General features: G+C 37.5%; 20 protein-coding genes. 18 read left to right on the forward strand and 2 right to left on the reverse strand.

Going from position 1 to position 20,862, the window contains the following annotated elements; genetic code table 11:
* The first annotated feature begins 51 nt into the window (after positions 1-51).
* The 11 genes from LVD15_RS19970 to LVD15_RS20020 all read left to right on the forward strand — a co-directional run bounded on the left by LVD15_RS19970 (position 52) and on the right by LVD15_RS20020 (position 12,041).
* Positions 52-684 carry a SatD family protein gene (locus tag LVD15_RS19970; protein ID WP_233776975.1) on the forward strand — a complete coding sequence of 211 codons (633 nt, stop codon included), beginning with the start codon at positions 52-54 and terminating at the stop codon, positions 682-684.
* On the forward strand, positions 681-1,019 hold the full coding sequence (locus LVD15_RS19975) for a hypothetical protein (protein ID WP_233776976.1): 339 nt from the start codon (positions 681-683) through the stop codon (positions 1,017-1,019). The genes LVD15_RS19970 and LVD15_RS19975 overlap by 4 nt, the downstream gene beginning before the upstream one ends.
* Positions 1,020-1,038: 19 nt before the next feature.
* Positions 1,039-3,627, forward strand: coding sequence for a DNA gyrase/topoisomerase IV subunit A (locus LVD15_RS19980; RefSeq protein ID WP_233776977.1), 2,589 nt, complete (start codon positions 1,039-1,041; stop codon positions 3,625-3,627).
* A gap of 201 nt (positions 3,628-3,828) precedes the next feature.
* Positions 3,829-4,473, forward strand: coding sequence for a SanA/YdcF family protein (locus LVD15_RS19985; RefSeq protein WP_233776978.1), 645 nt, complete (start codon positions 3,829-3,831; stop codon positions 4,471-4,473).
* A 79-nt stretch (positions 4,474-4,552) separates the two neighbouring features.
* On the forward strand, positions 4,553-7,021 hold the full coding sequence (locus tag LVD15_RS19990) for a DUF5686 and carboxypeptidase-like regulatory domain-containing protein (protein WP_233780989.1): 2,469 nt from the start codon (positions 4,553-4,555) through the stop codon (positions 7,019-7,021).
* A gap of 31 nt (positions 7,022-7,052) precedes the next feature.
* Positions 7,053-8,153, forward strand: coding sequence for a tetratricopeptide repeat protein (locus LVD15_RS19995; RefSeq protein WP_233776979.1), 1,101 nt, complete (start codon positions 7,053-7,055; stop codon positions 8,151-8,153).
* Between the two features lie 9 nt (positions 8,154-8,162).
* Complete coding sequence (gene thrS / locus LVD15_RS20000) at positions 8,163-10,118, forward strand: threonine--tRNA ligase (protein ID WP_233776980.1); 1,956 nt, start codon at positions 8,163-8,165, stop codon at positions 10,116-10,118.
* 79 nt (positions 10,119-10,197) lie between these two features.
* Positions 10,198-10,755 carry a translation initiation factor IF-3 gene (infC, locus tag LVD15_RS20005; RefSeq protein ID WP_233780990.1) on the forward strand — a complete coding sequence of 186 codons (558 nt, stop codon included), beginning with the start codon at positions 10,198-10,200 and terminating at the stop codon, positions 10,753-10,755.
* A 37-nt stretch (positions 10,756-10,792) separates the two neighbouring features.
* On the forward strand, positions 10,793-10,987 hold the full coding sequence (gene rpmI, locus LVD15_RS20010) for a 50S ribosomal protein L35 (protein WP_233776981.1): 195 nt from the start codon (positions 10,793-10,795) through the stop codon (positions 10,985-10,987).
* 92 nt (positions 10,988-11,079) lie between these two features.
* The gene (gene rplT / locus LVD15_RS20015) at positions 11,080-11,424 is read left to right on the forward strand and encodes a 50S ribosomal protein L20 (protein ID WP_233776982.1); all 345 of its coding nucleotides are present in this window, start codon (positions 11,080-11,082) and stop codon (positions 11,422-11,424) included.
* 71 nt (positions 11,425-11,495) lie between these two features.
* The gene (locus LVD15_RS20020) at positions 11,496-12,041 is read left to right on the forward strand and encodes a hypothetical protein (RefSeq protein WP_233776983.1); all 546 of its coding nucleotides are present in this window, start codon (positions 11,496-11,498) and stop codon (positions 12,039-12,041) included.
* 41 nt (positions 12,042-12,082) lie between these two features.
* Here the strand turns inward: LVD15_RS20020 and LVD15_RS27315 are convergent, their stop codons facing one another.
* The gene (locus LVD15_RS27315) at positions 12,083-12,361 is read right to left on the reverse strand and encodes an OmpA family protein (protein ID WP_370687427.1); all 279 of its coding nucleotides are present in this window, start codon (positions 12,359-12,361) and stop codon (positions 12,083-12,085) included.
* 176 nt (positions 12,362-12,537) lie between these two features.
* Between LVD15_RS27315 and LVD15_RS20025 the strand changes: the two genes are divergently transcribed.
* The 4 genes from LVD15_RS20025 (at position 12,538) to ccoS (ending at position 16,553) form a co-directional block, all read left to right on the forward strand.
* Positions 12,538-12,828 (forward strand): hypothetical protein, encoded by a 291-nt coding sequence (locus LVD15_RS20025; protein WP_233776984.1) that lies wholly within the window; start codon positions 12,538-12,540, stop codon positions 12,826-12,828.
* 299 nt (positions 12,829-13,127) lie between these two features.
* On the forward strand, positions 13,128-13,991 hold the full coding sequence (locus LVD15_RS20030) for a universal stress protein (RefSeq protein WP_233776985.1): 864 nt from the start codon (positions 13,128-13,130) through the stop codon (positions 13,989-13,991).
* The gene (locus LVD15_RS20035; RefSeq protein ID WP_233776986.1) at positions 13,988-16,357 is read left to right on the forward strand and encodes a heavy metal translocating P-type ATPase; all 2,370 of its coding nucleotides are present in this window, start codon (positions 13,988-13,990) and stop codon (positions 16,355-16,357) included. The genes LVD15_RS20030 and LVD15_RS20035 overlap by 4 nt, the downstream gene beginning before the upstream one ends.
* Position 16,358: 1 nt before the next feature.
* Positions 16,359-16,553: a cbb3-type cytochrome oxidase assembly protein CcoS gene (gene ccoS, locus LVD15_RS20040; protein ID WP_233776987.1), complete on the forward strand. Its 195-nt coding sequence runs from the start codon at positions 16,359-16,361 to the stop codon at positions 16,551-16,553.
* Here ccoS and LVD15_RS20045 read toward each other — a convergent pair.
* Complete coding sequence (locus LVD15_RS20045) at positions 16,528-17,043, reverse strand: DUF4136 domain-containing protein (protein ID WP_233776988.1); 516 nt, start codon at positions 17,041-17,043, stop codon at positions 16,528-16,530. The genes ccoS and LVD15_RS20045 overlap by 26 nt on opposite strands.
* A 176-nt stretch (positions 17,044-17,219) precedes the next feature.
* Here LVD15_RS20045 and hemN point away from each other — a divergent pair, with 176 nt between their 5' ends.
* From hemN to LVD15_RS20060, 3 genes are all read left to right on the forward strand, one after another.
* Positions 17,220-18,584, forward strand: coding sequence for an oxygen-independent coproporphyrinogen III oxidase (gene hemN / locus LVD15_RS20050; protein WP_233776989.1), 1,365 nt, complete (start codon positions 17,220-17,222; stop codon positions 18,582-18,584).
* A gap of 462 nt (positions 18,585-19,046) precedes the next feature.
* Positions 19,047-19,787 carry an SDR family oxidoreductase gene (locus LVD15_RS20055; protein ID WP_233776990.1) on the forward strand — a complete coding sequence of 247 codons (741 nt, stop codon included), beginning with the start codon at positions 19,047-19,049 and terminating at the stop codon, positions 19,785-19,787.
* A gap of 21 nt (positions 19,788-19,808) precedes the next feature.
* Entirely contained in the window at positions 19,809-20,723 is a 915-nt protein-coding gene (locus tag LVD15_RS20060; protein WP_233776991.1) for a helix-turn-helix domain-containing protein, read from the forward strand.
* Positions 20,724-20,862 lie beyond the last annotated feature (139 nt).

The following is a 20,862-nucleotide window of genomic DNA, read 5'->3' on the forward strand; positions in this document are numbered from 1 at the left end:
AAATATCAATCTTTGTATTTTTATTACAAAATATCTATTATTGTAATATTAATGCAAAAAGAGAAGTATTATATCGTCATGGCAGACATTATTGATAGCTCCGATAAAGCCGGAGGATCATTAATGCACCACTTTAAGGAGATGGTGAATTCTGTAAATGAAAGGCTCAGTGAAAAGATTATTTCTCCGTTTACCATTACTTTAGGAGATGAGTTTCAGGGAATAGTTAACTCCCTGCAAACAGCGGTGGAAGTAATCTTTCTTATGGATGAGATATTGCTGGAGGCAGAAGAAGCCTATAAACTGAGGTTTGTAATTAACTTTGGTGTTATAGATACACCCATAAATAAAGAGCAGGCTTATGAAATGTTGGGAGAGGGGCTTACAGTGGCTCGTCGTTCTTTGGGTGAGTTAAAATCAGCGGAAAGTGATATTTTAGTAGCCGGTCTTGATCAGCCGTTAGAGGAGAATTTGAATATGGCTTTTCAGCTATACAGAATGATTTATGACGACTGGGGCACCAAAGACAGGCCCATAGCCAGAAGCTTTTTGAAGGAGCCGGACTACAAGAAGGTGGCAGAGATCTATAGTAAAGATATTTCTACCATGTGGAGACGGCAAAAGAGTCTTAAAATTGATGAATTTAATATAGCACGGAAACTTATTCTTAATCTTAGCTCATGAACGTCATCCTGTTAATTATCCTTGTTATTGTTGGTTGTGAAGGGGTATCAGTGTTATTATTTTGGTTACTGGCCAAGATAAATCATAAAGGACACAGTAGTAATAAGGTGAATTTTGGCAGTGTGGTGAAAGGTATGGCAGAGAGGGCTTTTATTACCTTTACTATGGTAAATGGTATTACGCAGTCTCTAACACTTTTTGCGGCTCTTAAAATTGCTACTCGCATTAAAGATGAAGAAAATAAGATTTCCAATGACTATTATTTATTAGGAAACCTTTTATCTATAACACTGGCAATTATATACAGCCAGCTGATTATAAAATATATTGGATGATAATTTTTTAAAATAACAAATGGCCGAGGAAAACGCTGAAAATAACGAACAAGAAAAAAATGATGATATCATACATGATATCACCCCGGTATCGGGCATGTATGAAAACTGGTTTTTAGATTATGCCTCTTATGTAATATTAGAAAGAGCCGTACCAGCTATCGGAGATGGTTTTAAGCCTGTACAGCGTCGTATTATGCACGCTATGAAGGAAATGGATGATGGCAGGTTTAACAAGGTAGCTAATGTTATAGGTAGTACTATGCAGTTTCACCCTCACGGAGACGCCTCCATTGGTGATGCCATAGTAAACCTGGGCCAGAAAGATCTTCTTATAGAAACGCAGGGTAACTGGGGAGATATAAGAACGGGTGATAGCGCAGCGGCACCTCGTTATATTGAAGCCAGGCTTTCTAAGTTTGCGCTTGATGTGGTTTATAACCCACAAACTACAGAGTGGCAGCTATCATATGATGGTCGTAAAAAGGAGCCAGTTACACTACCCGTTAAGTTCCCTTTGCTATTAGCACAGGGTGTTGAGGGTATTGCCGTAGGTTTGTCTACTAAAATATTACCACATAACTTCTGTGAGCTCATTAAAGCAGCCATAGATCACTTAAAAGGAAAAAAACCTTCAGTATATCCTGATTTTCCAACAGGAGGAATGGCAGATTTCTCTGAGTATAATGAAGGAATGCGTGGTGGTAGAGTTAAAGTCAGAGCCAAAATAGAAGAGTATGATAAAAAGACTCTTATAATAAAAGATATACCTTTTGGTACTACCACTACCAGTCTTATAGACTCTATCATTAAGGCTAATGATAAAGGTAAAATCAAGGTGAAGCAGGTGATAGATAACACCGCTCAGGATGTAGAGATACTTGTGTCTTTAGCGCCAGGCCAGTCTCCTGACATTACCATAGATGCCCTTTATGCATTTACTGACTGTGAGAGCTCTATTTCGCCTAATGCTTGTGTTATTATAGAAGATAAGCCTCATTTTATATCAGTAAATGATATACTCAGGGCTAATACAGATCAGACAGTAGACCTGCTTACTCAGGAGCTCGAGATTAAAAGAGGTGAGCTAAGAGAGAAAATACTGTTTTCTTCATTAGAGAAAATATTCATAGAGAACCGTATCTATAGAGATATTGAAGAATGCGAAACCTGGGAGGCCGTATTAGAGACTATAGATCAAGGATTAGAGCCCTATAAGCCACAGTTTTATAGAGAAATAACTCAGGAAGACATTGTTAAGCTTACTGAAATTCGTATTAAGCGTATTTCTAAGTTTGACTCCTTCAAGTCTGATGAGCTTTTACGCAAGTTGGAAGAAGAGCTGAAGGAAACTGAATATCATCTGGCTAACATTATTGATTTTTCCATTGCTTATTATGCTAACCTATTGAAGAAATATGGTGAAGGTAAAGAGCGTAAAACAGAGATAAAATCATTCGATGCTATAGACACTACCATAGTGGCTGCCAACAACCAAAAGCTGTATGTAAACAGACAAGATGGTTTTGTGGGTTATGCTTTGAAAAAGGATGAGTTTGTTTGCGAATGTTCTGATATAGATGACATTATTGTTATCAGAAGAGATGGCAAGTGTGTGGTTTCCAGAATATCTGATAAGGTGTTTATGGGTAAAGACATACTTCATGTGGGCATTTGGAAGAAAGGAGATGATAGAATGACCTATAACTTGGTGTACCTCGATGGTAAAAGTGGTCGATCTATGATCAAAAGATTCAATGTTACGGCTGTAACTCGTGATAAAGAATATGACCTTACCAAAAAGAACAAAGGCTCCAAAGTTCTTTATCTAACGGCTAACCCTAATGGAGAAGCAGAGGTAATTAACGTGAAGCTGACATCAGGTTCAAAAGCCAGGAAAAAGGTGTTTGACTTTGACTTCGCTGATATAGATATTAAAGGTAGGGGAGCAGGAGGAAATATTCTTACCAGATACCCGGTTAGAAAAATAGAGCTCAAGTCTGAAGGAGTCTCTACACTAAGCGGCCTTGATATATGGTATGATGAATCCGTTGGTCGTTTAAATAAAGACGAAAGAGGTATTCACATTGGTAACTTCAATGGAGATGATAATATTCTGGTGATTTATAAAGATGGTAGCTATGAATTGACTAGCTATGAACTTACCAATCACTATGAAACCGCCAAGGTTATGCTCATTGAGCGTTTTGATCCTAAAAAAGTAGTATCAGTAATTTATTATGATGGAGATAGTAAAAACTACTTCGTTAAACGATTCCAGGTAGAAACTACTACTATTAATAAGAAGTTTAACTTCATCAGCGAAGCATCCGGATCTAAACTGGTAGTTGCCTCTACTTTCGATAAAACTACTGTAGAAGTAGAATTCATCAGAGGAAAAGGAAAAGATAAGGAAACCGAAGAACTGGCTTTAGAGGAGCAAATAGATGTAAAAGGATGGAAAGCCATGGGCAATAAACTATCACAGTTTACTGTTAAAAAGGTGAAGTTCGTTGAAGGTGAAAATATTAAAAAGGAAGTCGCTAACGATAACGATGAGGATGACGACGATACACATGGAGTAGGAGATACCATCGAGTTGTTTTAATATTTCCTGATTTTCAATGCATTAGAACTAATAAAGTACTTAATCAAATGAAATAAGATGAGGTTGTATCAAAAGTGGTCACTTAATTAGTGAAGGTAATATTGAAGTTTTTGAATTATATTCCAGATGAAATAATGGAGATTTCAAAAACTTGGGTGTAACTTAAAATCAACTTTTGATATAGCCTCATTGTCTTTTTGGATGAAAATACTCAAGGTAGTTTTAAAAATTTTTACATTTTCATTTATATTCCTTCTCTTAATAGTACTAGTTACCAATTTATGGATTTACTTTGCTACCAAAGATCAGGTGTATAAAGATATGGGTGATCTTCCCCAGCAAGACGTGGGTTTAGTGTTAGGTACCAGTAATTATCTGATGAATGGAGATCCTAATCCATTTTTTAGAGAGAGAATGAAGACCGCTGCTAAGCTCTATAAAACCGGGAAGATTAAGCATATTTTAGTGAGTGGAGATAATAGGAGTAGGTATTATAATGAACCTATAAAAATGAGGAAGGCCTTAATAAAGCTGGGGATACCAGCAGAGGCCATAACCCTTGATTATGCCGGACTGAGAACTTTAGATTCTATAGTTCGGTGTAAGAAAATTTTTGGACAGGATCATATCATTATAATTACTCAGTCATTTCATGGGTTACGTGCGCTCTTTATCAGTAATTATTATGATATGGAAGCCGTAGTAATGGGAGCTGATAATATTTCTATTTCTATGATTAATGTGAAAATGAGAGAGTGCCTGGCCAGAACTCTGGCTGTTTGGGATCTTTATATTGTTAAGAAAGAACCTAAATTTTTAGGTAAAAAAGAAACCTTGAATCTCTAATTTGAGTTCAAGTAACATGTGATTAAACTTTACTTGATTGAGAAATAAAGTTAATTTTTTTAACAAGGCTCTAGTGTTAATGCTAGTTTTTGTGCCTTTTGTTCAAGTGTTTTCACAGAAAACGGTCGTGTCTGGTAAAATAACTGACGCCGGTTCTGGAGACCCTATCCCTTTTGCTAATGTGGTGTTTAAAGGCACTGATATTGGTACCACTACTAGTTTTGAAGGTTTCTACACCTTAGAGACTACTAAAAAAGTAGATTCATTAACCGTATCTTATATTGGGTACCTTACCAAGACTAAAGCCGTAAGCCCAACTGTACAAAAGTTAGACTTTCAGCTCGAAGAAAATGTAGTCAACTTACAAGAAGTGGTTTTTGTGGCAGGAGAGAACCCTGCGTATGAGATCATGCGTAATGTCATCCGTAACAAAGATCAAAATGACAAGCGTTCTTTAGATGCTTATGAGTATGAAACCTACACTAAAATAGAGGTAGATGTAGATAACATTACTGATAAGTTTAAGAAGCGTAAAATCATGCAGAAAATTACCAGCGTAATGGACAGTGTGGAGCGTATGGCTGGTGAAGATGGACAACCCATTTTGCCTATTTTTATTTCAGAATCTTTATCAAAAACTTATTATAGGAATAGTCCGAAACTGAAGCATGAGAATATACTGAAAACCAAAATTACAGGTGTAGGTATAGAAGATGGTACACTGGTATCTCAGTTTATAGGTAGTTCATTTCAGGAGTATAACTTTTACCAAAACTGGCTCAATATTGTAAGTAAGGACTTCGTTTCTCCAATCGCTGATGGATGGCGCCTGTATTATGATTATGATCTCACAGATAGTGCTTATGTTGAAAGTGACTACTGTTACAGACTAGATTTTTACCCTAGAAGTGAGCAAGATCTGGCCTTTAAAGGTACTATGTGGATTACCAAGAAGGATTATGCCCTAAAGCAAATGGATGCTACCGTAACGCAAACAGCTAACCTTAACTACATAGAGAAAATAAAAATACAGCAAGAGCTGGCACCAACAGATGCTGGTCCATGGATTCCTGTTAAAAACAGGGTGCTTCTGGATATCGGGGAGGTAACAGATAACATGGCTGGTGTGTTGGCCAAATTTTACACCAGTAACAGAAATATTACGGTAGATGCACCCAAAGAGCAGAAGTTTTACGCTCAGCCGATCAAGGTAGAAGAAGATTTCAACATTAATAACGGTAATGATTTTTGGAATGAGCATAGGCATGAGCCTTTATCATCTACCGAATTGAATGTGTATAAAATGATAGATACGCTTAAGAGCATTCCTGTGGTTAAAACCTATACAGAGATTCTCAAAGTGGCTATTAACGGATATAAAAAAGTAGGCAAGTTTGATGTTGGCCCTTATCTAAATTTATATGCTAACAATACTGTAGAAGGACATAGGTTTCAGGCAGGGTTTAGAACCAACATAGACTTTAGTGATCGTTGGATACTTGGTGGTAGGCTAGCATACGGTACCGAAGACCAGGAATTTAAATATCAGGCCTTTGTTGAAAATATTATAGACCGGCATAAATGGACCACGGTGCGGGCAGAATATACTAAAGACAGAGATCAGGTAGGGCTGGCCGCTGAAGATCTCATGGGTAATTATATCTTCCTTGCAGCCACTAAATTCGGAAATCTCATTAGGCCGTATAAATACGAACAAGCCAAGATAACAGCACAACGAGAGGTGTTTAAAGGTTTTACACCAAAAGTGGTTTTCAATTATAAAACATTTGATCCGCTTTATAATTTTGCTTATTACACTGATTCCGGGGCTGATGCGCCTTTGGCCAGTCAGTTTAAAACAGCAGAAACCATTATAGAGACGAGATTTGCTAAAGATGAGGTCTTTGTGCAAGATGATAATAATAGAATCAGCTTAGGGACTTTAAAATGGCCTATTTTTACTATGAGATATACCCGTGGGTTTAAAGGGGTTTTTGGTAGCGATTTTGACTATAATAAGTTAGGCCTCAATATTTATAATGACCTTCGCATGGGCTTCTTTGGTACCAGTAGCATATCGCTCACAGGTGAGCATGTATTTGAAACATTGCCATATCCATTACTCAAAGCTCATATTGGTAATGAATCGATATTCTATACAACTGCAGCTTTCAACCTGATGAACTATTCTGAGTTTGTGAGTGATACTTATGTTTCATTAAATTATAACCATTACTTCCAGGGCTTTATTCTTAATAGGATCCCACTGATGCGCAAGCTGAAATGGCGTTTGTTGGCTACAGCTAATGTTATTTACGGCCAATTAAGTGATGAAAATAGAGCACTGATTCCACCTACTACCAGTACAGGTGAAGAGGTGCCTCCGGTACATTCCTTTAAAAAGAATACTCCTTATATAGAGGTAGGGTATGGTATAGAAAATATCTTCAAAATCATTAGAGTAGACTTTTTGCACCGTCTTAATTACTTAGATAATCCTGATGCTACTAAGTTTGGGGTTAAGATTAGTTTTCAGTTTATATTATAGTTATAACTTTACGAAAGTGAAACTATACCCAATGCGAATTTTAATCATATTCATAGTATTAATAACCAGCTCCTGCGTTAAGTATTCCAGAGATCCTATGGAAACTGTGGATATGAAAGTAGATCCTGATCAAACGCTGGAGTATTTGCAAGATTTAGAATCTGATTATCCCAATGAGCCTCAGCTTTACTATCAGCTTGCCAGAACTTATTATCAGAAAGATAACTATGCCGCTGCTGATAACAACATAAAAAAGGCCATTAAGCTTACGGAAGAAAATCCTGACTATTACTATTTAGAAGGTAAAATACAGCAGAAGCTTAACCATGCAGAAAAGGCAATAAAATCATTGCTTACCGCAGAAGCGCTTGGTATGAAGAGTTTTGACTTGTATAAAATCTTGGCTCAGGAATACCTGGATCAAGGTTTGGCCGATAAGGCAAAGTCTTCAGTGGACAGACTTTTACAGTTAGAACAAACAGGAGAGGGGTACAGGCTTAAGGGAGATGTGATGCTCATAATGGAGGATACCACTGATGCCATTAAAAATTATGACAAGGCGCTGCAGGTAGATAGTAAAGAAGATGCTGCACATTTAAAGCTATATGAAATTTATGCTCGTCAGGAGTTGTATAACAAGGCGGAGTATCACATAGACAAGTTATTACAGATTGCCCCTGAGGAACCGAACTATATTGAAAATAAGGCCGATTTACTCAGCAATACCAATAGACTTGATACTGCTAAAATGCTTTATCAGGAATTGGTGGCGGTAAGAGGCGAGTTAAAGGATCTCTATAACTTAGCCAATACCTTTTATAAAATGAATGAATATGATTCAGCTGAACAGGTGTCAAGAAAGGCTTATGAAGAAGATAACAACTTTTTAGCTGCTCGTTTAATTACCGCTCGGTCGTTAGATAAGCAGCGGCAATACCAGCTGGCTATTGAAACTTATGAAGAAATCCTTAAAAAGGACTCTACTAATAATTTAGCACAGACGGAATTGGAGGTTTTGCAAAGAAAAGTTGCATATTTGTGGCGTTTGCAGCAGGAGAAGACTTCTCAGGAAGCTACCGGTGAAAATTCGCCTGCCGCAGTTGAGAAAAAAGACGTTACAATAGAAGAATAATTATAAAGTATGATTAAGATCACATTACCTGACGGCTCCGTTAGGGAATATGAAAAAGGAGTAACAAGTTATGATGTAGCCATGAGCATTAGCGAAGGGTTAGCTAGAAATGTGCTTTCTGCTAAAGTAAATGGTGAAGTATGGGATGCTAGCAGACCTATAGAGGAAGACGCTACGGTTCAGCTATTAACTTGGAATGACGAAGAAGGAAAATCTACTTTCTGGCATTCTTCTGCTCACTTATTAGCAGAAGCACTGGAAGAGCTATACCCCGGAGTAAAGTTCGGTATAGGGCCTCCTATTGCTAATGGCTTTTATTACGATATTGACCTGGGAGATCGCGTTCTTGGAGAAGACGATTTACCGGAGATTGAAAAGAAAATGAGCGAGCTGGCCAAAAAGAAAAGCCAGTTCATCCGTAAGGATATCAGTAAAGATGATGCTATAAAATATTTTAAAGAAAAAGGTGATGAATACAAACTTGAGCTTATAGAAGGGCTTGAAGACGGTAAAATCACTTTTTACGAACAAGGCAACTTTGTAGACCTTTGCCGTGGACCACACGTGCCGCATACAGGCATTATCAAAGCTATTAAGCTGATGAACGTTGCTGGTGCATACTGGAGAGGAGATGAAAAAAGAAAGCAGCTTACACGTATATATGGCGTTACTTTCCCTAAACAGAAAGAGCTAAAAGAATACTTAGAGCTGCTTGAAGAAGCTAAAAAGAGAGATCACCGTAAACTCGGCAAGGAACTGGAGCTATTTACCTTCTCTGAAAAGGTAGGTATGGGGCTTCCGCTATGGTTGCCAAAAGGTACGCTCTTAAGAGAGCGTCTTGAAAATTTCTTGAGAAAAGCTCAGATTAAAGCAGGGTATGAGCCTGTAGTTACGCCTCATATTGGTTCTAAGCAACTGTATGTTACTTCGGGTCACTATGAAAAGTACGGAGAGGATTCATTCCAGCCTATAAAGACTCCTAATGAAAATGAAGAGTTTTTATTGAAACCGATGAACTGCCCGCACCACTGCGAAATCTATAACTCTAAACCCAGGTCTTATAAAGATTTACCAGTAAGATTAGCTGAGTTTGGTACTGTTTATAGATATGAGCAAAGTGGAGAGTTACATGGGTTAACCAGGGTTAGAGGCTTTACTCAAGATGATGCCCACATTTTTTGCCGACCAGATCAGGTAAAAGAAGAATTTGTTAAGGTGATTGACCTTGTGCTTTATGTATTTAAAGCCTTAGGTTTTAATGATTATACCGCTCAGGTATCATTAAGAGATCCTGAAAACAAGTCTAAGTACATCGGTAAAGATGAACTATGGGAAAAGGCGGAGCGCGAAATTCAGGAAGCTGCTGATGAGCGTGGCCTTACTACAATAAGAGAAACAGGAGAAGCGGCCTTCTACGGACCTAAGCTTGACTTTATGGTTAAAGATGCTTTAGGAAGAAGTTGGCAGCTAGGAACTATACAGGTAGATTATAACTTACCTGAAAGATTTGATTTAGAATACACAGGTTCTGATAACCAAAAGCACAGACCTGTGATGATTCATAGAGCACCATTTGGGTCTCTGGAGCGATTCGTGGCAGTATTGATAGAGCACTGTGGTGGGAACTTCCCTCTATGGTTAGCTCCTGATCAAATAGCTGTATTACCAATAAGTGAAAAATATCATCAGTACGCTGAAGAAATATATACAAAATTGGGAGAAAAGGACATTAGAGGTTATATTGATAACCGAGATGAGAAAATAGGAAGAAAAATTCGTGATGCCGAGGTGAAGAAAGTGCCCTTTATGCTCATAGTAGGAGATAAGGAGCAGGAAGAAAGCCAAGTGGCAGTGCGAAGACACGGAAAAGGTGATGTAGGAAGCATGTCTTTATCTGATTTTGTTGAACATTTTCATAGTGAGAGTAGTTTAACAGAGGAAGAAGGTGCAACATTTAATGTTTAAGTACAGTTCACCTTTGAAAAATTAAATTATATATCGATATTTGCAACCTGTTTTTCCCAATTAAAATAAGGAGGTCAACATTAGTAAACAAAAATTTCAAAGAAGGGGCTATCGAGGGAGAGTAGAAGAGCCCTATAAAGTAAACTCGAAAATCCATGCATCTCAAGTGCGAGTAGTGGGTGACAATGTGAAGGTAGATGTCTACCCCATTGAGCAAGCCCTAAAAATGGCTCGTGAGCAAAACCTTGATTTGGTGGAAATTTCACCCAAGGCCGACCCTCCGGTTTGTAAAATTATAGACTACTCTAAATTCAAATACGAACAAAAGAAAAAACAGAAAGAGATCAAGGCGAAAGCCCAGAAGACTGTGGTCAAAGAAATTCGGTTTGGTCCTAACACTGAAGAGCATGATTTTAACTTTAAGCTAAACCACGCTCAGAAGTTTTTAAAGGAAGGTGCAAAAGTAAAAGCTTATGTACACTTCGTGGGAAGAACAATCGTGTTTAAGGAAAGAGGAGAAATTTTACTCTTAAGGTTTGCTCAAGCTTTAGAAGATTATGGTAAAGTAGAGCAAATGCCTAAGCTGGAAGGTAAGCGTATGACTATGTTCATCGCCGCTAAGGCAGCGAAGAAATAAATTAAAGAGATACAGATCTGATAAATTATATATTAAAATGCCTAAAGTAAAAGTTAAATCAGGAGCGAAGAAGAGATTCAAGCTTACAGGTACTGGCAAAATTAAAAGAAAACATGCTTTTAAAAGCCACATCCTGACTAAGAAGGAAACGAAACAGAAGAGAAATTTGACTAAAATGTCTCTTGTGCATAAGTCAGATGAGAACAATGTAAAAGCAATGCTTAACATCTAGTCTCAGGACTTCAGGTTTTAAATTATTCACCAGGTTTATGGCTTTAAAGTACTTGCGAAAGTAGGACGCCCTGAACCAAAAACAATTAAGAAATGCCAAGATCAGTAAATCACGTTGCCTCAAAGGCGAGAAGAAAAAAAATACTTAAAGCTGCTAAAGGTTTCTTTGGTAGAAAGAAAAATGTTTGGACAGTAGCTAAAAATGCTGTCGAAAAAGGTTGGACTTACGCTTACCGCGATAGAAAAGCTAAGAAAAGAGATTTTAGAAAACTTTGGATTCAAAGAATTAATGCCGGAGCAAGATTGCACGGTATGTCTTACTCTCAATTTATGGGTGCTGTTAAAAAAGCAAACATCGATCTTAATAGAAAGGTGTTAGCTGACTTAGCTATGAACCACCCTGAAGCTTTTGAAGCTATCGTAAAAAAAGTAAAATAAGTTCTAACCGATAGATCTGTATTGAGAAAACCTGACCAATTTTGGTCGGGTTTTTTTATGCCTTACTATTTATGATTAAGAAACTAGAAATAATTTTTGTTGTATTGTTCCTGCATGGTGTGCTATTAAGGTTTATCTCCTTAGAGTGGAGTAATGAACTGTTAATAGTCTCAGCCCTCATGCTATTTGTCATTTATGTGTTTTTTGGGTTTTCAATTTTCACAAATGTATCGCCTAAATCTATATTCTCAGGAGGATTTAAGGGAGTGCCTGGTTGGCAAATCGGTGTTTCCATATGGTCTGGAATAGTGATGTGTGCAGCAGTGGCTGGCCTTTTATTCCGGATGCTCTTGCTCACCGGAGCCGATGAAATGTTGATTTTGGCTGTGATAGGAGTGAGTGCTACTACAATATTAGTCTCCGCAGTGATGCTGCTAAAAAAGCAATATCTTGATCCTTTTTATGCTCGATTTTTCAAAAGAATGATTCCAGCTTTGGTGTTAACCTTAATTTTTGTGGGAATATCTAGTTCTGATTTATATAAAATATATACTAAAGATAACCCTGAGGAAGCGGAAAGGATTAGACAAAAATGGAAAGAAGAGAAGCCGAAATGAACAGGGAATAAGTTCAGGCTTCTCTTCCTTTAATGTGGGTTTTATTTATTCTTTAATTCAAATTCTACTCTACGGTTCTGTTTTTTGCCTTCTAAAGTAGAGTTATCAGCAATAGGATTATTTTCTCCCTGATCATCTGTAATAATTCTGTCAGATGAAACACCCTTAGCTGCAAGGTACTCAGCTACAATTTTAACTCTCTGAAGTGAAAGATCCTTGTTAAGATTCTCTGCCCCAAGGTTGCAAGTGTAGCCCGTTAGTATAATATCAAACTGATCGTATTTCTTAGTAATACCAGCTACCTCATCTAAGGCATGCAGGTTTCAAAAGAATAGGTGAAGATCATAGTAAATGGCTGTAAGTTAAAGTGATATATTTTGTTTCTGTTGATGGAATATTTAAATATTTACTTAATTAAGTTTTAAATAATATTCTATTTAATTAATTTATGTAATGTATAAGTATAAATAATTAATTAAAATGTTAAAATAGTATTATGGGTCGCAAATGTGAGTACTATGATGAAATAAAAAAGACGATTATTAAGGATCTTGAAACTTGGGCTCCTAATAAGCCCTTGCTTGATGGAATATGTGATTCCTGGGCAGGTTATCCTTTAATCTATGATCGTTCGTTGGTTAGTTATAAAGGTATGGAGCCAATCTATGACACGTGGGAAAATGAGATTGATATGCATGCGTTTGTATATGCTCATTTATATAAACACGGAAATAAGCCTTTGCTAATAGCTCAATCCTATTTGGGGTTTAAGGAGTTTGAAATCTGAAAAAAGTAGTGTTTCAAAGCTCAGAATTGGATCTGTTTATGAGGAATAGGTCGTTATGTGAACGTAGCATTTGATGATTTTAAGATAACTAGTTTCCCATATGTATTCTTCTTATGGATACTGAAAGTGTTAGGCTGGCTGCCTTTATGATGGCTTTTGCTTGATTTTGTTCAATTGCGTGCTTTTAAAATGCTCAAAATAAGGCGTTACTGATAAAAATCAGTAATAAGCTTGATGCATACCTTTATCCAATTTACCTTTATTCATCACCTTTGAACATCATTAAAAGATAGAAAGTGATGAAACGTATACTAGTTCCCGTCGATTTTTCAGAGCAGGCTAAGTTTGCTTTAAAGTTTGCTGCTGAGCTAAATGATATCCATAATGATATGAGGGTAACGGTTCTCCATGCAGTGGAGCACCCTATAGAAAGTTACCTGGATCCTACAGGCCTGGCCGTTGGTTTTGGTGCTGATGCTGACCTGTTGCGTGTAATGAAAGAAAATGCTTCTAAAGCCATGGAAGTGTTTATGAAGGAAACCATCACTGAGGCTCAATTTCAGCAGGTAAACAAAAAAATAGTAGCGGGCACGGCATATGAATGTGTGCAAGATGAGCTGGCCGAAGAAGAGTATGACATGGTGATAATGGGCACCAAAGGAGCTAGTGGCCTCAAGGAAATGTTCGTAGGCTCTAACGCTGAAAAAGTGGTGAGGTTGGCGAGTTGTCCTGTTATTACTATGACTGAAGAGGTAGCTGTTCCGTCTATTAAAAATATTGTGTTTGCTACAGCTACTTTGGCTGATATATCAGAAGAACTGTTGGCAGAGATCAAACAGTTGCAAGAGTTGTTTGATGCTCAGATTCATCTGGTAAGAATAAACACCCCTAATAATTTTGAACGTGATTCTGTAGTGAAGCAAGCACTGCAGCAAGTGGCCGATAGGTATATGCTTTCTAACTATACCTTAAATATCTATAATGATAAATATGAAGAGCAAGGCATTATTGCTTTTGCTAAGGAAATAGATGCTGATATGATTGCTATGGGTACTCATGGCAGACAAGGTTTGGCTCATCTGCTATCTGGCAGTTTGGCTGAAGATATTGTTAATCACGCATCCTATCCAATTTGGACTTACCACATATCAGAAACTGTATGATTCAGGTAGAGCAGAAGGTTTTATGTCATCATTGTGGGGAAGAATGCCGGGATGAACATATAAATTATGATAAGAAAGACTTTTGCTGTGTAGGTTGTAAATCAATCTATGAGCTTTTTCAGGAAGATGACCTAAAAGAGCTTTATCAAAGCAGAAATAAATCTAACCCACACTTAAGAGGCAAGTATGATTTTTTGAGGAATGACGAAATCAAGGGGCAGCTGCTCAATTTTCAGTCAACCGATCATAGTATTATTCATTTAGATTTACCTGATATCCATTGCAGCTCGTGCGTGTACGTATTAGAAAATCTTAATGAGTTTCATGATGGTGTCATTCAGACAAAAGTCAATTTTATGAAAAGAGCGGCAGAGGTTCACTTTGATCCGCGCCACATTTCATTGGAAGAATTGGCTATTTTGTTATCCTCGATAGGTTATCCGCCGGAATTTAATGCTGCTGATGGCACTAAAAAAGGTAAGAGCATAGGCAATAGAATATCTCTGAAAATAGGGGTAGCAGCATTTTGCTTTGGTAATATTATGCTATTGAGCTTTCCTGAATACCTGGGAATTAAAGATCAGATGTCTCATGACTTCGACCGGTTTTTTAGTTATTTGAATTTGTTTCTGGTACTTCCTGCTTTCTTCTTTTCAGGTAAGGAGTATTTTATATCTGCTTACAAAGGCTTAAAAAGAGGTTTTGTAAATATAGATGTGCCTATTGCATTGGGTATGGCTATCCTCTTTATAAGAAGTACTTATGAGATTATCTCAGCAACAGGCTCTGGTTATATGGACTCTTTGGCCGGGCTTATTTTCTTTTTGCTCATAGGTAAATGGTTTCAAAATAAAACTTATGAAAACCTCTCTTTTGATCGTGATTATAAGAGTTATTTCCCTTTAGCCGTACTTAAGCGTGATGGTGATCAGGAAGTACCTGTGCCCATCCAGCAGCTGCAGGAAGGAGATGAGATTATTATTAGGAATCAGGAGATTATACCTGCTGATGCAGTGCTTTTGAGTGACAGTGCTAATATTGATTATAGCTTTGTTACCGGAGAGCAGCGGGCAGTAAAAATGGATAAAGGAGAGCATATCTATGCCGGAGGGCGGCAGGCTGGTGAGCGTATATATTTAAAAGTACTTAAAGCCACCTCGCAAAGCTACCTGACCAGCTTATGGAATAGTGATACTTTTCTTAATAAGAAAGATTCCGTATCAATGATTGATCGGATAAGTAAGTACTTTACCATTGCTATTTTTACCATTGCAATAGTGTCGTCTGTGTTTTGGTATTTTATTGATCCTAGTCAGATATGGTTGGTAGCTACATCAGTGCTCATTGTGGCTTGTCCTTGTGCATTGGCACTTTCTGCTCCGTTTACTCATGGCAATACCATGCGTATTTTAGGTAGAAACAGATTTTACCTAAAAAGCGCCGAAGTGGCGGAAAAGTTAACTAATGTGAATACCATTGTTTTTGATAAAACGGGTACCATTACTACCGCTGGCGATCATAGGGTGACTTATTCAGGATCTCCTATGAAGTCTGTAGAAAAAAGTATTCTGAAAGGTATGACTGCTAACTCTACACACCCTTTAAGCAAGAGGATTTATGACTCTCTTGAAGATGTGGAGCTAATGCATGTAGATGAATTTGAAGAAATAGTAGGTAAGGGGATTAGAGCTGTTTTTGGTAAAAAAGTTTATAAATTAGGTTCCTCTTCATGGGCCTTGCATGATAATAAAGTAAATGAAGACAGTGTCTTTTTCTCTGAAAATGATCAGTTGATAGGTTCCTTTCAGGTTACTAATTATTACAGGCCTGGACTTACCAAAATGGTAGGAGACCTGTCTTTACTAAAATATGACCTTGAGTTGCTTTCTGGAGATAATCATCAGGAAGAGAAAGTGTTGAAAAATATATTGCCTCAGCTTAGGTCTATGCTTTTTAAGCAAAAGCCTGATGATAAGCTTAACTATGTTAAATCATTACAGCGGCAGCATCATAAAGTGCTTATGTTAGGAGATGGGTTGAATGACGCCGGAGCTCTCAGCCAAAGTGATGTGGGAATTGCCGTGGCGGAAGATGTTTCTGCATTTTCTCCTGCCTGTGACGCCATTATTGAGGGGGCTTCAGTAACTAAACTGAGTGAGTTCTTACAATACGTAACAGAAGCTAAAAAGATAGTTATAGCTAGCTTTGTAATATCCTTTTTGTATAATGTGGTAGGTTTGTCTTTTGCAGTGGTTGGTTGGCTTACACCTGTGTTTGCCGCCGTATTAATGCCTTTGAGTAGTATAACTGTAGTGGCTTTTACAACCATAGCAGGTAATTTGTTAGCCAGAAAATTAAAACTATAGTATGTCTGTAATTTTTGTATTGATTTTGGTGAGTATGGTGGTAGCTGGTGGCTTTTTGTCTTTATTTATCTGGGCAGTAAAAAGTGGCCAGTTCGATGATACCATGACTCCATCTATGCGAGTACTCTTTGACGATAAAAAGAAGAAAAAAGAAAAAGCAGAGCAACAGGCTAATTTGGAGGAAAATCCTTCATAGCGCATTTTATTATTTTCCTTATTTCTTTATCAGTCATATCTTCTCTTAATGATAGTACCTGCTTGCTGGTAGATTTCCATACTATCTGTCCTGAGGCTCTATCTGAGATATCGATGACCAAGGAGCCTCTTAAAAAGTGGTAGTAATCATCTTCTTTATAAGGATCCCAATATTGAAGGTCTTCTTCTTGTACCCAGCCAGTTTTGGAAGAATCGCGGGCAAGCACTATGTGGAAGTCAAGTAAAAGATCCGACTCATCATCGAGCTGAGTGAAGCCTTTATCTTGCATTTGATAGGCTATTTCATTAGCTACCATTCCCATATAAAGAGAATCCATTAATCCTCTGGGCCCTTCATAGGAGGGTTGGCATCCATTAAGCCAGCACCATGAGTGATCATTTTCAAAATTATGCTTATGATCATAAGAGGTTTTTACCTTTACAGATGCACACGCACCAAGTAGGACCAGAAAGATCAACCACGCTTTCATTGAGTGTTAGAATTGGTTTTGAGGTAAATATAATCAAATTGTGAGTATTATGACATTTGTCAGTTTTTTCCGTGAGTCGGGTCATTTCGATAGCCCATGAAAAAGGCAACATTTGTAACCTGTAACATAGTCACCAGGCTATTTTATAGAAAAGGCGACAAAAAAACATCACACAAATGAAAATTTCAGAAACGCTAATATCCAAGTATAACGTTCCTGTGCCTAGATATACCAGCTATCCTACCGTGCCTTTTTGGGAGGAAAAGCATGTAGACAAGACACAGTGGCTAAAGAATGTTAAGAAAACATTTAATGCATCCAATGATGAAAATGGAATAAGCCTATATATCCATTTGCCTTATTGTGAGAGCTTGTGTACTTATTGTGCGTGTAATACGCGTATTTCAAAAAACCATAAGGTAGAAGACAGTTATATTGATACTGTTTTAGCTGAGTGGAAAATTTATTGCGATACTTTTGAGAAAACACCAGTAATCAGAGAAATTCATTTAGGTGGGGGTACGCCTACCTTCTTTACACCTGAAAATCTGCAAAGACTGATTATAGGAATTGTTTCTACTTCAAAATTGCATGAAGATCACGCTTTTTCTTTTGAAGGACACCCGAATAATACTACTTATGAGCACTTAAAAGCACTGTATGAAGTAGGTTTTAGAAGGGTGAGTTATGGTGTGCAGGATATGGGTTTAAAGGTGCAGAAGGCCATTAACCGTGTTCAACCCTATGAAAATGTAAAGAGAGCAACAGAAGATGCTCGTAAAATAGGATATACTTCTGTAAACTTTGATTTGATTTATGGCTTGCCATTTCAAACAGAAGCGGGCGTGCTAGATACTATGGCTAAAACCCTGGAGCTTAAGCCTGAGCGTATTGCTTTTTATAGCTATGCCCATGTGCCTTGGAAGAGACCAGGACAAAGAGCTTATACAGAAGCAGATTTACCTGATAGTGGGGAGAAGAGGAAGTTATATGAATCAGGGAAGGCGCTTTTATTAAAGAACGGATATCATGATATAGGAATGGATCACTTTTCCTTACCAGGAGATGACCTGTACAAAGCCTATCAATTAAAAACATTACACAGAAATTTTATGGGCTATACAGCCAATCATACTGATCTTATGATTGGGCTGGGAGCAAGCGCTATTGGTGATGCCAGAACAGCGTACGCACAGAACGTAAAAACTGTGGAAGAATATAAAGAAATAGTGGCTCAAGGAGAACTGCCATTAGAAAAAGGACATTTCCTCACAGAAGAAGATATACTAGTGAAAGAGTATATTCTGAGCATAGCCTGTAAAGGTGAACTTTTCTGGGGATATAATCCTGATATTTTAGATTTCAATGCATTATTTCAGTTAAACGCTATGGCTAAAGAAGGCTTAATTAAGCTCTATGATAATGGCATGAGATTAACTGAACTGGGTATGGCCTTTTTAAGGAATATATGCGCTGTGTTTGATAAAAAACTTCAGGATAAAAAAGAGAACAATGTGCCTCTATTTAGTAAGGCTATTTAGTAGGAGTATTGTTTCATTACTTTTCTATTACAAGGTCGCCACACGGCGACCTTTTTTTATGCCTTGTCGTAGCTGAATCCTCTAAAACTATTCTCATACTTACAACCGTTTCGGGAGTTAACATTTTGTTCAAACGCATAAGAGAAATGACTTAATCTACTTCCTAACATCCAAGGGCATCTCAGCGGCAGGCGAGATGTATTTGGAATACCCACTGTTTATCTTCCATCTCTGTTGTTCTCACTGCTAAGCCACCATTATATGGTCTGTGAGATTCCGGCTCTTCACTTTGTTTCTGCTGGGATGACGGTAATAAAATTCGAAGAAATGATTACTACGAAAAAAGTAAATGCCTTGCAAAAATAAGCTCACTTGCACTTATAACTACAACATACACCAACCTGGCTACATTTCTATGGGGCACAACCTTCATGTTTGCACAAACAAAAAGGATAAATCATTATGCGAAACATTAAAAATCAGGTGATAGCAATTACAGGTGCAAGTGAAGGAATAGGTAAGGCAATAGCTTTAAAGCTGGCTGCTTATGGAGTTAAGGTAGCGCTAGGAGCCAGAAATGAACAAAGGCTAGGGCAAATTGTAGATGAGATTAACAGTAAGGGAGGAGATGCCATTTTTGTTAAAACCGATGTTACTCAGAAAGAGGATATGGCTCAATTAGTGAAAGAAGCAGTGAAGCATTTTTGCCGATTAGATGTTATTATAAATAATGCAGGAGTAGCCACTTTGAGCCTTATTGATGAGCTGGATTTGGATAATTGGGATAAGATGATTGACGTAAATATAAAAGGTGTTTTATATGGTATGGCAGCTGCTATACCTGTATTTAAGCATCAAAATGCTGGTCATATTATTAATATCATATCCACTTCAGGCATTAAAATTACACCTACACAAGGAGTGTATGCAGGTACTAAAAATGCTGTTCGCACTATTGCAGAGGCTTTCAGGCAAGAATCAGATGGAAGTATTCGCATAACGGGTATATCACCAGGCTATATCAATACTGACTTTGCTGCTAAAGGCGTGGCTACTGAAGAGCAAAAAGGAGAGATGAGAAAGGTGGTGAGTCAAATAGCCATTAGTCCTGAAGTTATTGCTGATGCTGTCATTTATGCCATCAGTCAGCCTAAAGAAGTAGAGGTAGGGGACATAGTTATTCGCCCATCGGTTCAAAATTGATAATTTTGAGTTTAGAGAAGTATGAAGGAGAAATCAGAAATACATTATTTTAAGAGTATATCGCAATTACTTCAAGAGTTGCAATTACCTGCTCCTAATCATCCGTTAATAGCATTGGTTAATTATAATGGGGTGAAAGTGCAACAGCTGGAAAGGGGTCGGAAAAATTGCATTGATTTTTATAAAATCTCATTTAAGCTCAGTTTTAAGGGGCAGACAAAATATGGCCGTGGATATTATGACTTTGAGGAAGGTGGATTGGCTTTTTTACAACCTCGCCAGATAGTTGCCTCTCCTGATAATCTGGGTGACTATGAAGGGTGGGCACTCTACTTCCATCCTGACTTTATTAGAAATTATGCTTTGGGTAAAATGATGAATAAATATGGTTTCTTTGCTTACGATGTTTCAGAAGCCTTGTTTTTGTCCGCTAAGGAAAAAGAGGTTATTTCAGATTTATTTAACTCCATAGCTAAAGAGCTAAGCGGTAATATAGATCAATACACTCAAGATGTATTGGTATCTCAGCTTGAATTGCTGTTAAACTACAGTAACCGGTTCTATAACAGGCAGTTTATTACACGCAAAACGGTTAATAATGATATAATCAATAAGCTGGATAAGTTGTTGGATAATTATTTTAATGCAGGAGAAGGGTTGCATAATGGAGTACCTTCAGTATTGCATATTAGTGAAGAGTTACAATTATCACAACGCTACCTTAGTGACATGATTAAGTCCTTAACCGGCCTTACCACACAGCAATATATTCAAAACAGTATGATCGAGAGGGCAAAGGATAAATTATCCACTACTAAGCTATCGGTGAGCCAAATAGCTTATGATTTAGGCTTTGAGCACTCTCAATCTTTCAGTAAACTTTTTAGGGCCAGTACACAACTCACCCCTCTACAATTCAGAAAGTCGTTTGATTAGTCTGACAATCTATAAAATATCGGGCCTGATTTTACCGTTCGAACTATAAATATAGGTAGGCTTAAATAACTAAAATCTTTTGAAATAAAGGGAGGTTACTAGGCCTATTTATAAATAGAGGTCGCATTTCATATATCCC

This window comes from Fulvivirga maritima, from assembly GCF_021389955.1.
Classification (GTDB): Bacteria; Bacteroidota; Bacteroidia; order Cytophagales; family Cyclobacteriaceae; genus Fulvivirga; species Fulvivirga maritima.